A 20,944-nucleotide genomic window follows, 5' to 3' on the forward strand; every position below is an offset into this window, starting at 1 on the left:
CTTTGCCTATCGATGCGGCAAGTCACTCCACACGATGAACGGCCAATCTAAGTTCTCGATGGAACCCCTGTGTTAGCGGGTTCTATCGATAGCACGGCTTAGTTTAATAGTGCGGTTAGTTTTGCCCGAGCATCATCGTTGATCCAACCAGACCACTTGTCTTGTTGTGTGGTAATGAAATAGACGGCGGCTTCTTCTGCTGATGCTTTATTGCTCTCTTGCCAAGCGAGGAGTTGGCTCATCTCTTCGCTGGTGAAGCTAATATGCTTCATGAGCTCGAAGATTTCAGGTTCGCGGTTGGCGAAATCAGAAGTGACACCGGTAACAACGGTACCGGCTTTGAGAGCGGTTTTTTGTGGGTCGGCGCAATCTTTAGATTCGATACAGGCATGTGCTTCAGCATTGAAAGGACCAAGGTCGACGGCAACCATTGGGTATTTTCCAAGTACCGAAGTAGGCGCCCAGTAGTAAACGAAAATAGGCTCTTTTGCTTCGTTCGCTGAGGCGATGGCGGCGGCTAAGGTTTCACCTGACCCGTGGTTAAAGACTTCCATCCCATGGCTCGCAAAATCAAAGGCTTTAATCAGGTTATCATTTTTGATACGCACGCCCCAGCCGTCAGGCGCGTTGTGAAAGCGACCGCCCACGAGTTCTGGGTTGGCAAGCACACCATCGATGGTTTTTAGTTGCGGGTATTGATCGACTAGGTATTGAGGTACCCACCAGGCATCTTTGCCGCCATCAGAGATGATTTGAGTCGCGGTAATGACTTTGCCTTGCTGTTCAAGTTCGGTATATAGCGGTACTGAGTTAAGCCATAACTCGGTGACGATGTCTGGCTTACCTGTTTCTGCGATAGAGGTCACCGAGGGGACTGTCGAGGTTGGCACGGTCTGCACGGTGCAACCATAGCCTTGCTCCATGAGAAATTTGGAGACTGAGGTCACCAGTTGTGAGGATGACCAGTTCATCTCACTGATACTGACTTCGCCGCATTGAGCATAGGCGGATGAAGACATGATTGATGTGCCAGCAATCAGAGCCGCGACAGCCATAAAAGACTTTTTCATTTTATATACCTTTACTTGACTTGTTTTTATCTAGGTTTAGTAAGTGGTGTCACGCGCTCACTAAATCAGAGAAATGCATTCGATGGTTCCGAAAGCGCCTGATATTGATACTAGAGCGAGATAGATGTGATTGTTAAATTTATAATTCTTTCAAAGAATTTAAATAAAATTTATGGAGCGGTTGCTGATTACTGTAACTTATTGATTATTATTGTCTTTTCTTTAAAAAAATAAAAGACATAAAATTAATTTAATAAGTTATTAAACTGAATAAATTTCAGTTGGATTCTAGGCTGTTCTACGATGGCTCCATGTTACCGGGGTAGCAGGCTTGCAATGCAAGTGGAGACGATCAGGCAGTTATATTGGTCATGTTTTCTCGGGATTAAGGTTATGTAATGTTATGAGTCTGTTTCTGACAGTGCAGGAGTGCATGTGAAAATAACGAATGTTGAAACACTAAAAGTTGAAATTCCGCTGCAAAAGCCGTTGATCACCGCTATTCACAAAACAGAAACCGTGGGTGTGGTCGTGGTTCGAATTGAAACCGACACCGGTCTGGTAGGGGAAAACTATGTCTTCACGCTAAATAAGGATCGTTTGGTTGTGTTTGAAGCGATGATTCGTAGCTTGAGCCCGTTTTTAATCGGCCAGAACCCGATGTACGTGGAAAAAATCTGGGGAGATATGTGGAATGACTGTAACCCGATTGGGCAAAAAGGTATTTCCATCTCGGCTATTTCTGCACTCGATACGGCGCTATGGGATTTATTAGGTAAGCAGGCCGGTATGCCGCTGTATCAACTGTTCGGTGCTTGTCGCGATAAAGTTAAAACGTATGCCAGTAGTGGTTTATGGTTGTCCGCCAGTATTGATGAGTTAATCGAAGAAGCGCATGGCTTTATTGATCAGGGATTCCGCTCGATGAAATTGCGTTTAGGCAAGGATAATCCAAAAGAGGATGTGGCCCGTGCGAGCGCATTACGCAATGCAATCGGCGATGATATCGAGATTCTGACCGATGCTAACCAGTCGTTGACGCCGCGTAAGGCTATTTCGTTGGCGCGACAGTTAGAAAACTTGAATATTGGTTGGTTGGAAGAGCCGGTGCCAGCGCATGATCTTACAGGACATGCGAGGGTTTTAGATGCGATCAATATACCGGTGGCGAGTGGGGAAACCGACTACACGCGGTTTGGAATGAAGAATATTCTCGATAGTGGTGCGGTCGATGTGTTGATGCCGGATCTTCAGCGTATTGGTGGTTTGAGCGAATATCGTAAAACGGCCGCGCTGGCGTCGGCTTATAATATTCCCATCTCTACCCATATCTTTACCGAACAAAGCCTGAGTATTGCAGGATCATGCGAAAACTGTATTTCTGTTGAGCATGTGGATTGGTTTGCATCCATTTATCAGGAAAAAATAGAGGTTAATGAAGGTTATATTGCGATACCACAGTCTCCAGGACTGGGCTTTAATCTTGATTATGATTATATTGAAAAGCATCTTTGGCAATAAGTATTGAATAAAACGGAGCGATTAAGCTCCGTTTTTTTTGCCTAGTTTATTGTCTGGTCACATCCATATTGTTGGATAAAAGGAGTGGCTTTAAGTCCCGTGATGGCTTGGCGTACAACCGCTTCATGTTGACGATTGTTGGCAATGGCTAAGCTAATGGTGAGATTAAATTCGGTGGCTCCTTCGACACGGTATAGCGTCCCTTGTTGCAATAACGGTTGCACGGTTGAAAAGGCTAAGTAGGCAGACCCGCCTCGGTGGAGGATTTGTTCCAACGCTTGAGATTCAAGGGCCAGTGAAATTCGGTGGTGCGGGACATCGGGGTATTCTAGGTTATGTTGTTCTTGAAACTGATGGCCCCAGTTGACATAGATATAGCCATCGGCTTGGCCGGTGCCAACGTCTCTGGGTTCGGTAGATACGAGAATCAAGGGTTCAGAAAAGAGGGGCTCGTAATGCATGTTCGGTATTTGTTGTGGCTCAAATACCAGGGCTAAATCTAGCAGGCCTTCCCGCAGCTCGTGTAGTAAAAATGATGAGTAGTCCGATTGGATGCGAGTCGCAACCCCGGGTGCATTTAGGTTCATCCAATCGAGCCAATCCGAATACAGCTTATTCCAGTAGTGCACAGGAATACCGAGGCTAACAATACCTTCGATATTTGGTGGCAAGGCGACCTCTTGTTGTGCCTGCTGCCATGTTTTAATCACAGAGAGGGCGTAGGGGTAAAAAACTTTACCGCCATTATTGAGGGCGACGCCATCGCGTTTACGGGTGAATAGCTCCCTGTTCAGGTGTGATTCTAATGCTTTAATTCTCGCACTCACCGATGATTGTGTGATGTGCAGGTTTTCTGAGGCTTTCTGAAAGCTGCCGGTCACGGTGACTTCCAAAAACGCACGAAGGTTTTCTATATTCATACCAGCCCTGAATGTATTGGGTAACCGGACTATCTTAAATATTATGACAGTTAACGTCAGCTCAGTATCTTAGGAAGGCGAGAATAAGTCCAATGGAGTTTATCGGGGAGGCTGAAGCTGGCAAGGGGCTGCCAGCTTCATCGATCAGCTTAATAGATCAGCTTCGTAGTAACTGATCAGACTGTTCTTCAATCAACTTAAGTACACTCAGGTGTGGTACCTCAGGGCCATACTTTTCGGTGGCTGTTTGATAAGTGGCATAAACCTTATCGGCGAGGGTCATATCAACACCGAGGTGGCTACCCAGCTCAGTAATCAGGCGCATATCTTTAGTGGCTAAGCCCAGTGCGAAGGATTGGTCATAGCTACCGTCCAAGACTTTTGGAATATAGTTATCAACAACGTAGCTTTGTGCACAGCTGTTTTGCAACACATTATGCAGTACTTCTAAATCAAGATTAGCTTTAGCGCCCATCATTAAGGCTTCGCCAATCCCCTGGGCAACCAGGTAGTTTAGATGTAACTGAGCCAACTTCGTGACATAACCCGCACCTGCTGGGCCCATTCTGACCGCTTTCTTGGTGAAGGCATTGAGTAACGGTGCAAATTGCGCCAATACCACCTCATCGATACCAAGCAGCATGGTTAATGTGCCGGCGGCAGCGCCTTCCGAGCCACCGGTGACCGGGCCGTCAATTAGGGTCATGTGAGCAGGTGCAGCGGTGCGAACTTTTTCCCACTCGGCCAATTCATTGGTGCTGGTTTCGATCCATGTGGAGCCGGGCAGAGCATTTTCTAGAATGCCGTCGCTACCGAAGGCGATTTGATTGATTTGCACCGAGCTTGGTAACGAGGTGAAAATTAGATCACATTGCTGAGCAATATTTTTGACCGTTTCACCTGCCACTGCGCCATTAGCGATAAAGTTATCGACGACCGCTTGATTAAGATCCAATACGAGCAGTTCGCACCCATTAGATTTGCAATACTCAAGCAGGTTTGCTGCCATACCTGAGCCCATATTGCCCAGACCGATAAAGCCTATTTTCATTGTTGTATGCCCATTAGATTAGCGATTTAAGGGCAGGCGCTTGCATGAGCCTGCCAGTAAAAACAGGGTGTGTTATTGAGAATGACTTAAAACTTGTATGATGGGTCAGCCCGATCGCACTTGCGTAGCAGCGCAGGCCATTCGTATTTACCTGGAGAGAAGGCTTCATACTGTTTCGACGCGAGTTCCCAAAGGGCAGGGTCGCCATATTCCAACTCGAAACCGGAGGCGGTTGCTTGTAGCGCGACTTCACAGGTACGAATCAGGTAGTACATGTTCATGAAACATTCGCCCGCGGTTTCACCAACGGTCAAGAAGCCGTGATTGCGCATAATTAGACAGCTATTTTTGCCCATGTTTTCAGCGATTCGGTGGCGCTCGTCGGGATCGACTGACAGGCCTTCCCAATCATGAAAACCCACTTTTCCATAGAGCATGGAGGAATCTTGAATCAGAAAAGGTAGTTCTTTAAAGGCGGTGGCTGCGGTACATGATTTTGGGTGAGCGTGAAACACAAACTTGTTGTTGCGATGATGCTCGCTCAGGTGGATAGCACCATGGATGATAAAACCTGCGGTGTTCACATCACTAGGGCCTTCCAATACATTGCCTTCTTCGTCAACCTTAATCAGGTTAGATGCCGTCACTTCTTCATAATTAAGGCCAAAGCGATGCATATAAAAATGATGCTCCGAGCCTGGGACGCGGGCGGTGATATGGTTCCAGATAGTATCGTCCCAACCAAACATATTGGTTAATCGGAACATTGCTGCTAGATCGATACGAACTTGTTCCTGTTGCTGTTCGAGTGTGAGTTCACTGTTTGTGGTCATGTTGGAAGTCTCTAGTTGTTGTTGGTTAAAATTTATCCGTTAAGCGGGTTTGATGACGTTATGGTGTCGGGGGTTGATGTAATGGAAAGGGCTGTTCACCGTTTTCAATACGTCGAATGTTGTCGGCAATTAGCCGCACCGCAGAGCGAGCATAGGTCGCGCCGGACATGTGTGGTGTAACGGTCACCTTAGGGTGCTGCCAATAGCGCGATGCTGATGGCAGCGGTTCAATGCTAAAGGTATCGAGGACGGCGCGGCTCAACTGGTTGTTATCTAAGGCGCTCAAGAGTGCATCATCATCGATAATGTCACCGCGACTGATATTGATTAGCATTGCCCCTACCGGTAACTGTTCGATAAGATCGCTGTTGATAAAATGCTGTGTCGAGGCATTTAGCGGCAGACAGTTGACGAGTACATCCGCCTGTTCAACCGCCGTGGCGAGCTGATCCGTTGAGTGAAAGCAGGCAATATTGTTTAACTGTTGCGGGTAGGCGTCCCACCCGGTGACCGAAAAACCGTTCATGCTGAGGCCGTTAGCGACGGCTTTACCCACTGCACCAAGTCCAAGAACCGTGACATTGAAGGCGCTGGGCTGACAAATGTTATGGCGATGCCATTTAGCTTGTTGCTGCTGTACTCTATAGGTGTCGTATAAGCGATGCTGATCCATGACCCAGTAAAGAACATATAGGCCCATGTCTTTGATAACTTCTGGATCAATCAGGCGCACGATAGGCACATGGGGAATATTGTCATCAGCATCTATATGTTCAGTCCCCGCACCCAATAGCAGTATTCCTTTTAGATTAGGGTAGCGTTGGAGGTCGCCGTTAGGGTGATTCCAAACCACGGCATACTCTATCTCATGAGCCGTTTCATCTAGATTTACTATCTGGTCATAGATATGCACGGCTTTGTCTGGAAAAGCGGTTGTTAGTGCTTGATACCAGGTTTGATTATCGTAGCCGTTGTTATTTAGCAGAATAGACATTGTCGGTCTCCACCGGTTGATGACTGACCTGATGGAGGCCGATGACACCGATTAGAATTAAGCCAATAAAGAGCATTTTGGGTAGGGTGATCTGCTCAGCAAAATAGAATGTGCCGATCAGGCTGATCAGCATAATGCCGACCCCCGACCAGACCGCATAGACCACGCTGACATCAATTGTTTTAGCGCTGAGTGTGATTAAGCTCAGGGCGATGGCGAAAAAAACAAACGTCAGCACCGATGGCAGTAGATGACTAAAGCCATTCGATAGTTTGATGCAGGTTGTGCCTGCCGTTTCAAAAACGATGCCTAAAAGTAACAATATCCAGCCATTCATCGCGCCATACCCACAAACAATTTAAGCGTAATATCAGCTTATTTTGGTCATCTGTAAAACGGAAAATATTGGTTAGGGGTATCGATAAAATTTGAGGCACTGGGGTGCTAATATCAGCTAGATAGTGTTGATGATGACGAGGGGTAGGCCTGAGTTGCTGAGGCGGTGTGAAGTCTCGGTTTAAGTCTTCGCACTTCTCGTGGTACCAGCACTCATGTAGATGAGTGCCGGTTTGGGACGAGTGTTAAGTTCAGGCTGCGCTTAGTGATACAGCTGTAACGGCGGCTCTTGAAACGTTACGTCATTAGAAGCTTAACTTTTCAATAATCATCTTGTCGAAGCTGAGGCCTGTTGCTGCTTGTTCATGAGCACAGCTTACGCCTTCACCTGCATATTTGAGGTTGCACTCTGCTTTTAGAGAACTACTGGCTAGATTATCTCCAGCTGCTTCAGCTAGGGCGATAACATCCTTGTAGTAATGGGGAGGGTGTCCATAGCGATCAAACTCTTTAATCAGACTGTCCAATGCCTCAGCTGGCAAAGCGTTATTTTTTACTTTGAGTTTAGCTTGGTTGACATAAAGCTTAAACGATGGATATTGGCCTTGAATACCGTATTTTAAATTAGCGGCCATTGAGCTAGTACGGCTTTGTTGGGCCCGAACTTCGTAAAATACTTCGCGGATAAAGTTTTGATTTCTATTATAGCCATTCACTGCCTTGGATATTGTGGTAGCAGAGCGATTGATATCCCCCTTACTCATCTGTTCATGAGCTTTAAAAGTCGATTTTAGGGATTGATTTAGCGTTTTATACCGAGCAGAGTTAATGAGCTTTGACCAAGCGAGTGTGCGATCCAGAGGGTCTTCTAGTGTGGGATAGTGTTGATCAGAGTATTCTAGCAACGTTTCGATTCTATCAGATGCATTGTCATGGCTTTTTGATGCATCGGTTAGTAGCGCTTTCAGGTTTGATTGCAGGCTTGCAAGTGCATTGTTAAATCCGGCATTGAGCGGGTCTTCTGATTCATTCTGGTACTGCTTAAAAGCTTCTATCTGCTGTAGTTTGGCGGCATCCTGTATCGCTTTATTCTGATCCTCCCAGGCTTCCATTTTATCCATCAGATCGAACATGCCCTGAGTGCTGAATCCAGCAGTAATCATTAGATCTAGTCCGAGCTTATCAGCTTGGCTTTCTTGGCCGCGGGTCCAGCCGGGGTTGATAAAACCGTCGGAAACCAGCATGAGCCCCAAGGCATTTTCCATGCGCTGCTTATCTTTTGCAGGAATTATGTCGGAATCATCTTTGTTTAGTCCAGCAATTGCTGCTGAAGCCATGACGCCTTTTTGTTGGATTTTGACGAAAAGGTCGCTATCAGAGTGATTCATGATGTTGTGAGAGAGTTCGTGAGCCAGAAGGGCCACAAGCATATCTTCAGTGTCGATATCACCTAGCATGCCGAAAGGAATATAAATATTGCCATCGGCAGAGCAGCGGGCACCGAAAGCGGTGTCAGCAACAACATAGGCTTTCCCCTTGAGTCCGGAGATGCCAGATGTTTTTTTCAGTTGATCAAGTCTCTGATTGATGAACTTTTCCAGTTCTGGATAATAGATGAGTCCAAGGCCTATACTCTGCTGTTGATATTGGTCCTGTTGGGGACCTCTAGCGAATAAACCAGGTTCATGATGTTTATCGAGCTGCTCAAGAAAAGGTTGTTCATCGTTGAATCCTCCTGGAATCCAGCCTTTTACTTGACTCATCGTGCTTCCCATACAGCCACTCAGGACAAACCCTGTACAAAGTATTGCTAGTTGTTTTTTCATTGAGCGCATCCCTCTCCTAGTCCTCGGTGTACACCACTTTTTTCCGCTTTAAAGCTATTGTTGCATTGCGCATTTGAAACCAGCCTATCGTTGGTTTTCGCTGCCCTTCTTTTAATGCCGTATTCACTCCCCTCAAATACGATAACCAGTCGGTTATTTTGGGTTTCACGCATGACCTTTAGTGGCAGTGAAAACTGATCTCTGGGCACTTTCTTAACCAAGTTACCTGTTTGTAGGTTATAGAGATTTATTTTGCTCTTTCTTAACTCAGTCACCTGCAACGTTTCCGCAGAAGCGAACTGTAATAAGGAAAGGCTTATCAAAATAGATAGAAATTTATAGCGCATTGAGAAATCCTTTTAAGCAGTCTTTAAAAAGGGACTATCAGGCAACCCATTGCCTAATATAGTGAAACCCGCTTTTACTGGTATGATGAAGTCGATCAAGCAGATCTAGCTTGTCGAGAAAGAAGCCCAGACCAATGAGTTGGATGTAACCAACCCAAACAGAAACTGATAGATTGAGCCAGTTAAAACAAAGAAGGATCCAAGCAACAATCCAAACGCCGATAAATGAGACCGAGAGGATATGATTGATGGTTTTATGCTTGCTAATACGCACCAAGTCTCCATTCGAGAGCACGATAAAGATACAAAGGGGTAGTAGGATGATCAGATGGAGGGCATGAATAGGTAGCCCTGTTTGTAGCTCGAAACTTTTCTCGTCAGATTTGTAGTTGCTGCCATAGCTAAGTAAGTTATCCAGTCCCATTGCATGGTAGTAAACGCCTGGTAAAATCTCCCGAGTTGGTGTGAAAACGAGATCTTGAATACCGGATAGGTTACCGCCAAAAAAAACCACGCGGTCTTTCAAATGGTTATCAAGATCCTTAATTGCTTCTTCGAACGAGGCTCCGGTGGGATTGACTAGATCGCGTACAAAAACGGTTGTGGTGTAAGGTGTTTTTCGATCTATAGAATTTAAGCCTTCAGTAACAATGCCTACGAGATCGATCTCAGACACTGAACCTACCATCCAGGCATTGTTCTGTTGGTTAGCAGCTGTACCCCAGACAATATCAATTGGACAATTGAGTAATGCCTCTGAATCATATAGGTCGCCGTACATTGCTGCTGCTGGTGATTTTAGACCATTATTTGTGAGTGGATAAGAGCGGGATATGAAGTCGTCACCATCTACCTGAACCGCCGGTGAGACGGGAATTATCAGTTGCTTTAGTTCTGGCCAGTTGAGCTCTAGGTCTTGTTGGTCTTGCATCGCAAGGTAGATAGGAATCCCTTTCTCTTGGTACATTTTAAGTACCAATATCAGATACTCTTTATCCGGTTTTTGGCGATCCATCCAGTAGAAATCAATAAATACAGCTTTTGGCTGGTGCTCGAGGAGGTCTTCTAATACTGAACCGTAAAATGAATAAGGTGCTGGCCAGCGACCATCTAAGTAGTTTTCTACTGTTTCATCATTGAGGAGTAGAACAGAGATTTGCCCCTGGCCGGTAGTAGGGTATACATAATCCCCTAAAAGAGTATTGAAAAGGTCTTGGAAATACTTATCAACTTTATTGCTTGAACCGAATGGGCTCCAGATCATCACAACCCATACCAATAGCATTAGACTTAGCATTCTGAATAGGTGGGCGGGCTTAATTTCGCGGAAAAGGTGCCTGCGAGAGTGGTCACTCATACTTCAAATTCCCTTTTAAGACGACCGAACAAATACGCTAGAGCGTTGTTCAAACTTTCCGGTGTCGATTAATGACGATTAACAGCGGCAAGTTCACGGTAATCTAAAGCTGTTTTGTCAATATCCTATATGGAGGGTAGTGCAGGCTTATATAACGACGCTACCCAGCCAATTTTAGGAGATCATATCATTGTAATTCATATGGTTATACATGATATGCTCGTTTTGGGTAGTCGAGGTATAAAAGCGACTCAAAAAGCGTTGTGCTGTCGTTGGGATGTATCGTTGTATGTCTTGATGGTGCGCTTGTAGAGCACAACCGGTATTCGAGGTCGGCACTTGAAGGGTAAGTTGCTGACGTTAAAGATTTAATACTAAGTGGTTATTCATTAATGTATTAACCAATACCTTGTACTCCCGCCCCAGCATTCACTGATTGTGAGTGCCGGTTTTGGACGAGTGTTAAGTTCAGGCTGCGCTTAGTGATACAGCTGTAAGGGGGATTCCTGCAGGGCGAAGAGTTGCTCTCTTAATTCAAGAATATGTTCACTCCAGTAGCGCACCGTATTAAACCACGGGAAGTTGTGCGGAAAGGCCGGATCTTCCCAGCGTCGCGCGATCCAAGCCGCGTAATTCATAATCCGCAGGGTGCGCAGGGTTTCGGTGAGACGTAATTGGGCTGGATTAAAGTCGCAAAATTCGCTGTAACCCTCGATAATTTCTAGCAATTGAGCCTGCTGACTCTCCCGTTCGCCGGACAGTAACATCCAGATATCTTGAATGGCTGGCGCATTACGGGCATCGTCGAAATCAACAAAGTGCGGTGCATTATCACGCCAGAGCATGTTACCGATATGGCAATCGCCGTGCACACGAATGCGGTCGATCGGCTCGCAAATCTGCCAATGTTGTTCCATTAACGTGAGTAGATCGGTGGTGAGAGTATCGTAAGAGGTTTTCAGTTCAGGGGGAATAAACTGTTCGCTGATCAGTTTAGCACTATCATGACCATAACGGGCGATATCAATGGCGGGCCGATGGATAAAAGGGCGACTGGCACCGATGGTATGGATGCGGCCCAGCATGCGTCCGAGGATGAACAGGTTGTCCATATTATCCAGTTCGGGGGCGTGTCCTCCTTTACGAGGGAATAGGGCAAACATGAACCCCTCATAATCGAACAGGCTGACGCCGTCCCGTTTTAGCGGCGCCACGACGGGAAGCTCCTGTTCTAGAAGTTCAAAGCAGAATTGATGCTCTTCGAGAATCTGTTCTCGGCTCCAGCGGGTGGGACGATAAAACTTGGCGATGAGTGGTTCGCTATCATCAATGCCGACTTGATAGACGCGGTTTTCATAACTGTTGAGGCCGAATACTCGCCCATCACAGAGATAACCGAGGCTTTCGATGGCATCCTGAATAAAGCTGGGCGTCAGGTGTTCAAACGGGTGGGTTGTGCTCATCGGGGCTGCGCTCATGGGTTACCAGTCTTTAAAGGGGTGGGATAGCAGGTTGGAATTATAATAGCGTTTGTCGCCGGTGACTTCTTCGCTAATCCAGTCGGGCAGTTCGGGTTGCTCGGTTTCGCTGTTGAGTTCGACTTCAGCGATAATCAGCCCTTGATTATCACCGGCAAAGATATCCAGTTCCCACAGGTGTTGTTGATGTTGAATCAGGTAGCGGGTTTTATCAACCATGGGGCCTTGGCAGAGTTCATCGAGCATCTGACGGGCATCGCTGACGGGAATCTCATACTCAAATTCACTGCGGGAGAAGCCGTGAGTTTCACCTTTGAGTGTGAGAAAGGCTTTATCGCCCATAATGCGAATGCGCACGGTGGTTTTATCCGCCGTTTGAATATAGCCCTGACAGATGGTTAGCCCCTGTTTCGGTAGATCGACTTTAGCCATATCCACCAGAAATTTTCGTTCAATTTCCTGTGCCATATTTTCTCCTCAATAAAAAAGGCACGCTGTGTGCCTTTTTTTGTGTAACCGATTTAGCTTAAGTGTCAGGCTGAGTTACATGATCCGCATGCCCGGCTGTGCGCCTGCGTGAGGTTCGAGTATCCACAGATCTTTTCCGCCAGGGCCGGCCGCTAAGACCATGCCTTCTGACATACCAAATTTCATCTTACGTGGGGCTAAGTTTGCGACCACGACGGTTAGCTTGCCTTCTAGCTCTTCAGGTTTATACGCCGATTTGATGCCAGCAAAGACGTTACGGGTTTCGCCACCGATATCCAGCGTTAACTGCAGTAGTTTATCCGCTCCTTTAACGTGTTCCGCTTTGGCAATCAGGGCAACGCGGAGATCGACTTTAGCAAAATCGTCAAAGTTGATCTCATCGGCGATCGGATTTTTCTCTAGTTCCGTTTTTGTTGGCGTCGGTGCTGCTGGAGTCGTGGCAGCGATAGCGGCCAGCGTGGCTTTGCTGTCTTCGATCATCGCGTCAATGCTGCTCTCTTCAACCCGTTGCATCAGGGGCTTGAATTTGTTGATCTGATGATCCAGCAGTGGCGTTTTAATCGCATCCCACGCAAAACCATCGATGTTCAGGAAGGCGATCGTATCGTCAGCCACCTGAGGCAGTACCGGTGCAAGATAAGAGATAATAACGCGGAACAGGTTAATGCCCATGGTGCAACAATCTTGCACCTGTTGCTGTTTATCTTCCTGTTTTGCCAGCACCCAAGGTTCGGCGGCATCAATATATTGGTTAGCTTTATCGGCAAGATGCATGATCTCGCGCATCGCTTTACCGTATTCGCGGGCTTCATAAGCATTAGCGATCAGTTCACCGGAGGCGATCGCTTCATCATAGAGCGCCGGCTCGGCTAGAGTGCTGCCCAGCTGACCATCAAACTTCTTATAGATGAAGCCAGCACAGCGGGAGGCAATATTGACGACTTTATTGACCAAGTCGGCATTCACCCGCATACGGAAATCGTCCAGACTTAAATCGATATCATCGATACCGGAGCCTAACTTGGCGGCGAAGTAATAGCGCAGGTATTCTGGCCGCAGGTGCTTCAGGTAAGTTTCCGCCATAATAAAGGTGCCGCGAGACTTGGACATCTTCTGGCCGTTAACCGTCAGGAAACCATGGCAGAACACTTTGGTGGGAATACGGAAACCGGCCCCTTCAAGCATGGCTGGCCAGAATAGGGTATGGAAGTAAGCGATATCTTTACCGATAAAGTGATATAGCTCGGTATCGGAATCTTTGTTCCAGTACTCATCAAAGTCGACCGCGTTTTTATCGCACCAGTTTTTAAAGCTAGCGATATAGCCGATCGGGGCATCGAGCCAAACATAGAAGTATTTACCCGGCGCATCGGGGATTTCAAAGCCCCAGTAAGGCGCATCACGGGAGATATCCCAGTTTTGCAAACCAGATTCAAACCATTCATTGAGTTTGTGAATCATCTGCTCTTGAACGCAGCTATCGACCCAGTTACGCAGGAACTTTTCGAAGTCGCCCAACTTGAAAAAGTAGTGTTCGGATTCTTTTTCAATCGGTTTCGCACCGGATACGGCGGAGTAGGCATTTTTCATCTCGATCGGGCTATAGGTTGCGCCACAGACTTCACAAGAGTCGCCGTACTGATCCTGCGCGCCACATTTAGGGCAGTCACCCTTAACGAAGCGATCGGGCAGGAACATCTCTTTTTCTGGATCATAGGCTTGCGTGATGGTTTTACGGTCGATATGGCCTGCATCACGTAGACGGCTATAGATCAGTGAGGAGAAGTGTTTGTTCTCCTCTGAATGGGTTGAGTAGTAGTTATCAAATCCGACCATAAAGCCGGCGAAATCACGCTGATGTTCTTGACTTACCTGATTAATCAGCGCTTCAGGTGTGGTTCCCATTTGATCTGCTTTCAGCATGATCGGGGTGCCGTGGGCATCGTCGGCGCAAACATAGGTACAGTGATGGCCGCGCTGGTTTTGGAAGCGAGTCCAGATATCAGTCTGGATATACTCTACCAGGTGGCCCAGATGGATTGGGCCGTTGGCATAAGGCAGAGCGCTGGTAACAAGAATCTTGCGTTGTTTTTCAGTCATGATTCAGAGCAGGTCTAGGTTGCGGAGATAAGCGAGCAATTTTACCCTTAAATGACTGAAAATACAGTAACAACGGGGATCTTTTTTGCCTGTGTAGAGAATCTAATGGCATTGATTATTGTTGCTATACTGAGTTAGAGCTATGGGGCTTATTCACAAATACCCATAATTCGAAGAGTACTTAAATAAAGTGCATAGGCAACGTTTCATGGTGGATAAGTGAGTCTATCGTCGACGCGCACTTTTGTTAGCATGCTTTTGTTAGTTAGATAATGTTGGTGTAAATAGTGTCGGTGTAAATTGGAGAACTGAACGTAACAGGCCACTCGGTGAGTCGCTGGAGAAGAGCATGTTTGAATATATTCTAAAGGAAGATCAGGTGGCTGTATTATGGCTCGGCAAGTCCTTGGCCGATCTGCATAATATTCCTGTTGAATTGAAAGGCAAGATTACGATTGATATGGCAACTCAGCCTGAACAAGCGTTGGACATGCTCGATGAGAATGGCTATCAGGTGATTGTGATGCAGCTGAGTCAAAGTGAGTTTGAATTTCGCTATGACTGGTTGCGCCGCGTGGCGGCAAAACATCCTGGGGTTATTCGTATTATGCTGAATGATGGGTTGCAGTCTTATCAAGCAGCTAAAGCTTCAGAGCTCTGTCATCGATCGCTATCATTTGACTCTGCGGTGAGTGAGTTATTTAACGTGGTGGGCGAGAGCTTGCACTTTATTCGGGCAGCGAATAAGCCGGCGATTCTCGAATATGTGGGAGCCATACAACGGCTGCCGTCGCTACCCGGGGTTTATGTTGAGTTGAATGATGCATTGGCATCCGATAGGGCGGGAGCGGCGGATATTGCCGCTATTATTGAAAAAGACCCCGCCATGAGTGCGAAAATATTGCAGTTGGTTAATTCCGCTTTTTTTGCCCTGAATAGTAAAATTTTTAAAATTAAAGATGCGGTGGTGACGCTCGGTGTACGGCAAATTCGCGATCTATTTTTACTCTCTAGGTTGTTTGAGCATTTCCCACAGGATAAAAATTGGTCCAGCTTTTCATTTGAAAATATATTTTTTCGTTCGATGGTGGTGGGACGTTTTGCACGTGCTATCTGTCGTGAGCAGCGTGTCAGTCCTGATGTGGCCGATAAAGCCTTTTTGGCGGCGTTACTTCAGGATATCGGCATGTTAGTCATAGCGACTCGGGAAGTAGAACGTTATAGCAAGGTATTACAGGAAGCGGCCACGCTGAATCAACCGCTTTATGCCGTTGAAAAACTCCGACTGGGAGTGACTCATATGGAGGTCGGGGCTTGCATGTTGGGGCTTTGGAATTTACCGCCAGAGGTGGTTGAGGCAGTACTGTATCATTCTAACCCTAATGCAACGGTCAGCGAAAAGTTCACGCCGCTAACGGCTGTCCATTTAGCCGATGCCATTTTGCCGGATGTGGTGAATATTAATGATTGTCAAATTAGTAGCCGAGTTAATCAGAAGTATGTCATCCGTTTGGGGTTGCAGGATAAGCTGTCTTTATGGCAACAAATGTCGGAAGAGTTTGCTGCTCAGTTGTATACCGGTGCGGGCCAAGGGTTTTAAACGCTATTCAGCGCTTGGAGTGATGCGGGTGGGCTGATAGAATGCGCGACCTGTTTTTCTGACATTTTTTCGAGGTTTAGATGGCCCTGCCTGTTGTTGATCCGTCCCGCTATGATGCTCAATTGAGCGAAAAAAAAGCTGCTATCGAACAGCAATTTGGTGATTTCAGTCTGCCTGATATCGAGCTGTTTGAATCGCAGAAAACGGCCTATCGATTGCGGGCTGAGTTTCGTGTGTGGCATGAAGGTGATGATCTTTATTATGTGATGTTTCAGCCAGGTGATAAGCATCAGCATAGCCGCTTGGAAAGTTGCCCCATGGTGTCTGAGCCCATTCAGCAGGTGATGTTTAAATTGCTGGATTATCTGCGGCCGAATGAAGTGCTGCGTCGTCGTCTGTTTCAAGTGGATTTTCTCAGCACATTGGCGGGTGAGGTGGTCATCAGCTTGCTCTATCACAAGCCATTAGATGAGGCGTGGACCGCCGAGGCACAAAAACTGAAGCAGCATTTTGGTATTCACTTTATCGGCCGTAGTCGTAAAACCAAGATTGTATTGGATCAGGATTATGCCGTTGAAAAGATGTGCGTGAATGGTCGTGAGCTGATCTATAAACAGGTTGAAAATAGCTTTACCCAACCCAACGGTGGAGTCTGTATTCAGATGCTGGCATGGGCACAGGATGTGACTCGCGATGCGGGTGGTGACTTGGTTGAGTTGTATTGTGGTAATGGTAATTTCACCATGGCGTTGGCGCAGAATTTTGATCAGGTCATCGCCACCGAAATTGCCAAAGTCTCGGTTGAAGCAGCGCAATATAATATCGAAGCCAATCAGGTCGATAATGTTAAAATTTTGCGCATGTCGAGTGAGGAGTTTTCGCAAGCATTGCAAGGTGTGCGAGAGTTTCGCCGCTTGAAGCAGAGTCAGGTAGATCTGAATACGTATAACTTTAGCACCGTGCTGGTCGATCCTCCCCGTAGTGGGCTGGATGATGAGACCGTCAAACAGGTCGCTGAATACGATAATATTGTCTATGTCTCATGTAACCCAGAAACGTTACAGCATAATCTACAACAATTGACGCAGACGCATACGTTGCAGCGTTTTGCCATCTTTGATCAGTTTCCTTATACCCATCATCTCGAGTGTGGTGTTTATTTAACCCGCAAATAATGCCGAGTAAGAGCTGTGCCGCTATGGGCGTCATTGCGCCCCTGAGTATTGTCTTATAATACCTTGATGCTGCTGATAGCATTGCTAAACCGATAAAAAGATACTGCTGAAATCATTTTATCGGGAGGTAGTGTTATGCTCAGAGGGTCTTCAGCGCCGGTTATGCTATCGGCATGGTTCGTTACATCTTCATTCTGTCAGGGAGAGTAGGATGTCAGCACTGTTTCGTGTTAAAGGTTTTTTGGCGTTCATCAGCATTGCGTTTATCAATGCATTTGTTGATCTTGGGCACAAAATTATCATTCAGAATACGTTGTTCAAGGCGTATGACGGGGATTTACAGATTGTCTTGACGGCGGTGGTCAATGGATTGATTTTACTGCCATTCATTCTGTTATTCACGCCAGCGGGGTTTCTGTCCGATAAATACCCTAAAAACCGCGTGATGAAGTTTTCCGCTTGGGCGGCGGTTGGCGTGACGTTGCTGATAACGCTCTGTTATTTTCAGGGTTGGTTTATCGCGGCGTTTGCGCTGACATTTATCTTGGCATTGCAGAGTGCTTTTTATTCCCCGGCAAAATATGGCTTCATTCGAGAGCTGCTTGGTGAAGAGAATATCACTGAGGGAAATGGTTGGGTTCAGGCCGTTACCATGGTGGCTATTCTGTCAGCTATCGCGGTCTTTTCGTTACTGTTTGAAATACGAGTAGAGGGCGCGTTGCAGCTATCTCCTGAGGCGAGTTTGCAGAAAATAGCGCCGTTAGGTTGGCTGTTGGTGATGGGCGCGATGTTTGAGTTGGCGCTTGCTTATCGACTGCCGAAGTTACGAGTAACGGATCATCAAGCTCGTTATGATTGGCAGGCTTACCGTAGCGGGCGCACGCTAAAACATAATCTCGCTATGATCTATCATAACCGCACGATCTGGCTCTCGATTATCGGTGTATCGCTATTTTGGTCCGTCAGTCAGGTGATGTTAGCGGTTTTCCCCGCGGTGGCTGAGAGTCATCATGGCATTCATAATACCTTTGTTATTCAAGGCACCATGGCGCTGGCGGGCGTCGGGATTATGCTGGGTTCAATGCTAGCGGGCCGCTGGTCACCGCACTATATCAATATTGGGTTGATCCCTCTGGGGGCGGTTGGTCTTGCTGCTGGGTTGATTTTGTTGCCTCAGGCGGCATCAATATGGTCGCAAGGTTGTGTCTTCTTTGTTATCGGCTTGAGCGGTGCATGGTTAAATGTGCCGCTGCAATCGCTGATTCAGTTTAACGCCAAGGGTAATCAAACCGGTAAAGTGCTGGCTGGCAGTAACTTTATTCAAAATATCACCATGCTTGGGTTTCTGGCGATGACGGTGATGGCGGCTTGGGCTGGCATCGACGGGCTGTGGCTGCTGTGGTTACTTGCTTTTATCGCAGTTGTCGGAGCGTTGTGTGCGATTCGGATGTTGCCACAGGCGTTGGTGCGAGTATTACTGGCCGCTTTAATTAAACGTAAATATAACCTTCAAGTGCTGGGCTTTGAAAATCTGCCGCGTGCTGGGCAGGGCGTTATGCTGCTGGGCAATCATATCAGCTGGTTAGATTGGGCGATGATTCAGATGGCCTGTCCTCGGCACATTCATTTTGTGATGGAACGTTCTATTTATGAGCGCTGGTATCTGAAATGGTTTTTATCGATGTATCGTGTCATTCCTATTTCGAGTGGTAAAAGCCGCGAGGCGCTAGACTCGGTCAGAGCGTTGATCAGTGCTGGGCAGGTTGTTTGTTTGTTTCCTGAAGGGGCTATTAGTTATACCGGTCAGATCGGTGAGTTTAAAAAGGGTTTTGAGCGGGCGTGTGAAGGGGCTAACGGAGTGATTGTGCCTTTTTATCTGCGGGGCTTGTGGGGGAGTCGTTTTTCTCGCTCGACGGATAAGATGAAAACACTTCGTCGCGGTGGCATGAAGCGTGATGTGATTGTCGCTTATGGTCAGCCGATGCCGGTGAGTAGTCCGGCTTTTGACGTTAAAAAGAAAGTGACTGAGTTATCGATACACACCTGGGAGCGTTATACGCAAACATTGCCGCCACTACCGCAAAGCTTTATCGCCACCGCTAAATCCGCACTCTCCGATATGGCTATCGCGGATGTGAAAGGCGAGCCGTTGAGTTATCGGCGCTTACTCACCGCTGTGGTGTTATTCAGTCGGCGATTGAAAAAAACACCGGGTCAACGCTTGGGTTTGTTGCTGCCGACTTCCAGTGCGGGGGCTATTGCCAATCTGGCGGGATTGTTTGCGGGTAAAACCTTGGTCAATATCAACTTCACCGCCGCTGAGGAGGCGCAACTCGCGGCGCTCCAGCAGGCGGATGTTAAAACGATTCTGACGGCGCATCAGTTTATTGCCAAGCTTAAGATGCGGGGGATCGATACTGAGCCGCTGTTAGCGGGCCGACAAGTCGTGTATATGGAGGAGGTGAAAGCGCAGCTAGGTAAGACTGAAGCATTGATCACCATGGGGTTGCTGAGCATTTTGCCGACGTCATTCTTACAGGGCTGGCTAGGGGCGGGGCAGCGAGTCGAAGAAACCGCGGCGATTATGTTTTCATCCGGTAGTGAGGGGGCCCCTAAGGGGGTTATGTTGAGTCATCGTAATATCTTGGCGAATCTTCGTCAGATTGCCGATGTTCTCAATGTTCGTGACGATGATTGCATTATGGCAACGTTACCCCTGTTTCATGCCTTTGGTTTGACGGTTACCACCTTTATGCCATTGATTGAAGGATTACCGTTAGTGTGCCATCCCGATCCAACGGATGCTTATAATATCGGTAAAGGGGTGGCTAAATATCGCGCCACGCTGATCTGTGCGACCTCGACTTTTTTACGCCTTTATACGCGTAGTAAAAAACTTCACCCGTTGATGTTGCAGTCGATTCGAGTAGCGGTAGCCGGTGCTGAAAGGCTTGATCCGGCGGTACAGCAAGCCTTTGAGGCTCGTTTTCGAGTGCCGGTGATTGAAGGTTATGGCTCGACGGAAACGACCCCTGTGGCGGGTGTCAATCTGCCGGATTATTTATCAGTCGATGGCTGGTTCGTACAGGTGGGTACGCGTCCGGGTACGGTGGGGCTGGCGTTACCAGGCTCGACTTTTCGTATTGTCGATCCCGATACCTTGGTCGAGCTGCCGACCGGTGAAGATGGTCTGATTTTGATTGGTGGCACGCAGATCATGCAAGGCTATCTCAATGCGCCTGACAAAACCGCCGACGTGATTGTCGAAATGGATGGTTTGCGTTGGTATAAAAGTGGCGATAAGGGACACCTTGATGAGGATGGTTTCTTGACCATCGTTGATCGTTATTCTCGGTTTGCTAAGCTCGGTGGCGAAATGGTGAGTTTGGGGGCCGTTGAAAGCGAAATCAAAAAGCATCTGGCGGATGAGGATGTTGGCCTGGTGGCGATTAATCTACCGGATGAGCGCAAGGGCGAGCAGATTGTTTTACTGCTGGATGCGGCTATCGATGTCGATCAGTTCCGTCAGCGGTTAACGCATCAGGGCGTAGCACCGCTGATGTTGCCCGCCAAGGTGTTTCATGTTGAGCAGATACCCCTATTAGGCAGCGGTAAGGTGGATTATCCGGCGGCACGTCGATTGGCCGAGCGATTGATCAACCCTGCTGCGGATTGATCGCTAATGGGTCGGCAGACCTGCGATAGTGGGTCGTAGGCCGATAAGATGTTGTCAATTATTTTTTATGGTCACTATCGAATCGGCCTTAGAGTGAGAAATTGTGTTCGCTAAGGTGATGCTTAATCAGTGATATTCGAGCGCTTAGGCTGACAAGGCAGGCGGATGGCT

At 47.3% G+C, this 20,944-nt stretch carries 16 protein-coding genes; 4 read left to right on the top strand and 12 right to left on the bottom strand.

All coding sequences use genetic code 11. The features are described from left to right. Positions 1-98 precede the first annotated feature (98 nt). Entirely contained in the window at positions 99-1,070 is a 972-nt protein-coding gene (locus Q4488_RS09165; RefSeq protein WP_303580176.1) for a glycine betaine ABC transporter substrate-binding protein, read from the bottom strand. Positions 1,071-1,505: 435 nt separating this feature from the next. Here Q4488_RS09165 and Q4488_RS09170 point away from each other — a divergent pair, with 435 nt between their 5' ends. Beyond that, a complete protein-coding gene (locus tag Q4488_RS09170; protein ID WP_303580177.1) occupies positions 1,506-2,591 on the top strand; it encodes a mandelate racemase/muconate lactonizing enzyme family protein in 1,086 nt (361 codons plus the stop codon). A 41-nt stretch (positions 2,592-2,632) separates the two neighbouring features. Here the strand turns inward: Q4488_RS09170 and Q4488_RS09175 are convergent, their stop codons facing one another. The 11 genes from Q4488_RS09175 to metG all read right to left on the bottom strand — a co-directional run bounded on the left by Q4488_RS09175 (position 2,633) and on the right by metG (position 14,322). Further along, entirely contained in the window at positions 2,633-3,511 is an 879-nt protein-coding gene (locus tag Q4488_RS09175; protein WP_303580178.1) for a LysR family transcriptional regulator, read from the bottom strand. A 157-nt stretch (positions 3,512-3,668) separates the two neighbouring features. Next, a complete protein-coding gene (locus Q4488_RS09180; protein WP_303580179.1) occupies positions 3,669-4,562 on the bottom strand; it encodes an NAD(P)-dependent oxidoreductase in 894 nt (297 codons plus the stop codon). A gap of 86 nt (positions 4,563-4,648) precedes the next feature. Beyond that, a complete protein-coding gene (locus Q4488_RS09185) occupies positions 4,649-5,395 on the bottom strand; it encodes a class II aldolase/adducin family protein (protein WP_303580180.1) in 747 nt (248 codons plus the stop codon). Positions 5,396-5,453: 58 nt separating this feature from the next. Continuing rightward, positions 5,454-6,389 (bottom strand): glyoxylate/hydroxypyruvate reductase A, encoded by a 936-nt coding sequence (locus Q4488_RS09190; protein WP_303580181.1) that lies wholly within the window; start codon positions 6,387-6,389, stop codon positions 5,454-5,456. After that, complete coding sequence (locus tag Q4488_RS09195) at positions 6,370-6,726, bottom strand: multidrug efflux SMR transporter (protein WP_303580182.1); 357 nt, start codon at positions 6,724-6,726, stop codon at positions 6,370-6,372. Before Q4488_RS09195 ends, Q4488_RS09190 begins: the two co-directional genes overlap by 20 nt. 304 nt (positions 6,727-7,030) lie before the next feature. Continuing rightward, a complete protein-coding gene (locus Q4488_RS09200; protein ID WP_303580183.1) occupies positions 7,031-8,551 on the bottom strand; it encodes a M48 family metalloprotease in 1,521 nt (506 codons plus the stop codon). After that, the gene (locus Q4488_RS09205) at positions 8,548-8,898 is read right to left on the bottom strand and encodes a hypothetical protein (protein ID WP_303580184.1); all 351 of its coding nucleotides are present in this window, start codon (positions 8,896-8,898) and stop codon (positions 8,548-8,550) included. The genes Q4488_RS09200 and Q4488_RS09205 overlap by 4 nt, the downstream gene beginning before the upstream one ends. Before the next feature lie 37 nt (positions 8,899-8,935). Then, positions 8,936-10,165, bottom strand: coding sequence for a CHASE2 domain-containing protein (locus tag Q4488_RS09210; protein ID WP_368411570.1), 1,230 nt, complete (start codon positions 10,163-10,165; stop codon positions 8,936-8,938). A gap of 569 nt (positions 10,166-10,734) precedes the next feature. Beyond that, positions 10,735-11,718, bottom strand: coding sequence for a serine/threonine protein kinase (locus Q4488_RS09215; protein ID WP_303580185.1), 984 nt, complete (start codon positions 11,716-11,718; stop codon positions 10,735-10,737). An 18-nt stretch (positions 11,719-11,736) separates the two neighbouring features. Continuing rightward, on the bottom strand, positions 11,737-12,201 hold the full coding sequence (locus Q4488_RS09220; protein WP_303580186.1) for a CYTH domain-containing protein: 465 nt from the start codon (positions 12,199-12,201) through the stop codon (positions 11,737-11,739). A 75-nt stretch (positions 12,202-12,276) separates the two neighbouring features. Continuing rightward, positions 12,277-14,322 (bottom strand): methionine--tRNA ligase, encoded by a 2,046-nt coding sequence (metG, locus tag Q4488_RS09225; RefSeq protein WP_303580187.1) that lies wholly within the window; start codon positions 14,320-14,322, stop codon positions 12,277-12,279. A 349-nt stretch (positions 14,323-14,671) separates the two neighbouring features. On the opposite strand from metG, the gene Q4488_RS09230 reads away from it, so the two are divergent. The 3 genes from Q4488_RS09230 to Q4488_RS09240 all read left to right on the top strand — a co-directional run bounded on the left by Q4488_RS09230 (position 14,672) and on the right by Q4488_RS09240 (position 20,773). Next, the gene (locus Q4488_RS09230) at positions 14,672-15,922 is read left to right on the top strand and encodes a response regulator (RefSeq protein ID WP_303580188.1); all 1,251 of its coding nucleotides are present in this window, start codon (positions 14,672-14,674) and stop codon (positions 15,920-15,922) included. A gap of 80 nt (positions 15,923-16,002) precedes the next feature. Then, complete coding sequence (trmA, locus tag Q4488_RS09235; RefSeq protein ID WP_303580189.1) at positions 16,003-17,097, top strand: tRNA (uridine(54)-C5)-methyltransferase TrmA; 1,095 nt, start codon at positions 16,003-16,005, stop codon at positions 17,095-17,097. Between the two features lie 211 nt (positions 17,098-17,308). Then, positions 17,309-20,773, top strand: coding sequence for an acyl-[ACP]--phospholipid O-acyltransferase (locus Q4488_RS09240; RefSeq protein WP_303580190.1), 3,465 nt, complete (start codon positions 17,309-17,311; stop codon positions 20,771-20,773). The last annotated feature ends 171 nt before the right edge of the window (positions 20,774-20,944 follow it).

The organism is Amphritea sp. 1_MG-2023 (assembly GCF_030547545.1).
GTDB lineage: Bacteria > Pseudomonadota > Gammaproteobacteria > Pseudomonadales > Balneatricaceae > Amphritea.

What these genes read in the sequence shown, in the direction of transcription:
- Q4488_RS09165 (WP_303580176.1), bottom strand. Translation starts at nt 1,070, where the DNA reads ATGAAAAAGTCTTTTATGGCTGTCGCGGCTCTGATTGCTGGCACATCA.
- Q4488_RS09175 (WP_303580178.1), bottom strand. Translation starts at nt 3,511, where the DNA reads ATGAATATAGAAAACCTTCGTGCGTTTTTGGAAGTCACCGTGACCGGC.
- Q4488_RS09180 (WP_303580179.1), bottom strand. Translation starts at nt 4,562, where the DNA reads ATGAAAATAGGCTTTATCGGTCTGGGCAATATGGGCTCAGGTATGGCA.
- Q4488_RS09185 (WP_303580180.1), bottom strand. Translation starts at nt 5,395, where the DNA reads ATGACCACAAACAGTGAACTCACACTCGAACAGCAACAGGAACAAGTT.
- Q4488_RS09190 (WP_303580181.1), bottom strand. Translation starts at nt 6,389, where the DNA reads ATGTCTATTCTGCTAAATAACAACGGCTACGATAATCAAACCTGGTAT.
- Q4488_RS09195 (WP_303580182.1), bottom strand. Translation starts at nt 6,726, where the DNA reads ATGAATGGCTGGATATTGTTACTTTTAGGCATCGTTTTTGAAACGGCA.
- Q4488_RS09200 (WP_303580183.1), bottom strand. Translation starts at nt 8,551, where the DNA reads ATGAAAAAACAACTAGCAATACTTTGTACAGGGTTTGTCCTGAGTGGC.
- Q4488_RS09205 (WP_303580184.1), bottom strand. Translation starts at nt 8,898, where the DNA reads ATGCGCTATAAATTTCTATCTATTTTGATAAGCCTTTCCTTATTACAG.
- Q4488_RS09215 (WP_303580185.1), bottom strand. Translation starts at nt 11,718, where the DNA reads ATGAGCACAACCCACCCGTTTGAACACCTGACGCCCAGCTTTATTCAG.
- Q4488_RS09220 (WP_303580186.1), bottom strand. Translation starts at nt 12,201, where the DNA reads ATGGCACAGGAAATTGAACGAAAATTTCTGGTGGATATGGCTAAAGTC.
- metG (WP_303580187.1), bottom strand. Translation starts at nt 14,322, where the DNA reads ATGACTGAAAAACAACGCAAGATTCTTGTTACCAGCGCTCTGCCTTAT.
- Q4488_RS09230 (WP_303580188.1), top strand. Translation starts at nt 14,672, where the DNA reads ATGTTTGAATATATTCTAAAGGAAGATCAGGTGGCTGTATTATGGCTC.
- trmA (WP_303580189.1), top strand. Translation starts at nt 16,003, where the DNA reads ATGGCCCTGCCTGTTGTTGATCCGTCCCGCTATGATGCTCAATTGAGC.
- Q4488_RS09240 (WP_303580190.1), top strand. Translation starts at nt 17,309, where the DNA reads ATGTCAGCACTGTTTCGTGTTAAAGGTTTTTTGGCGTTCATCAGCATT.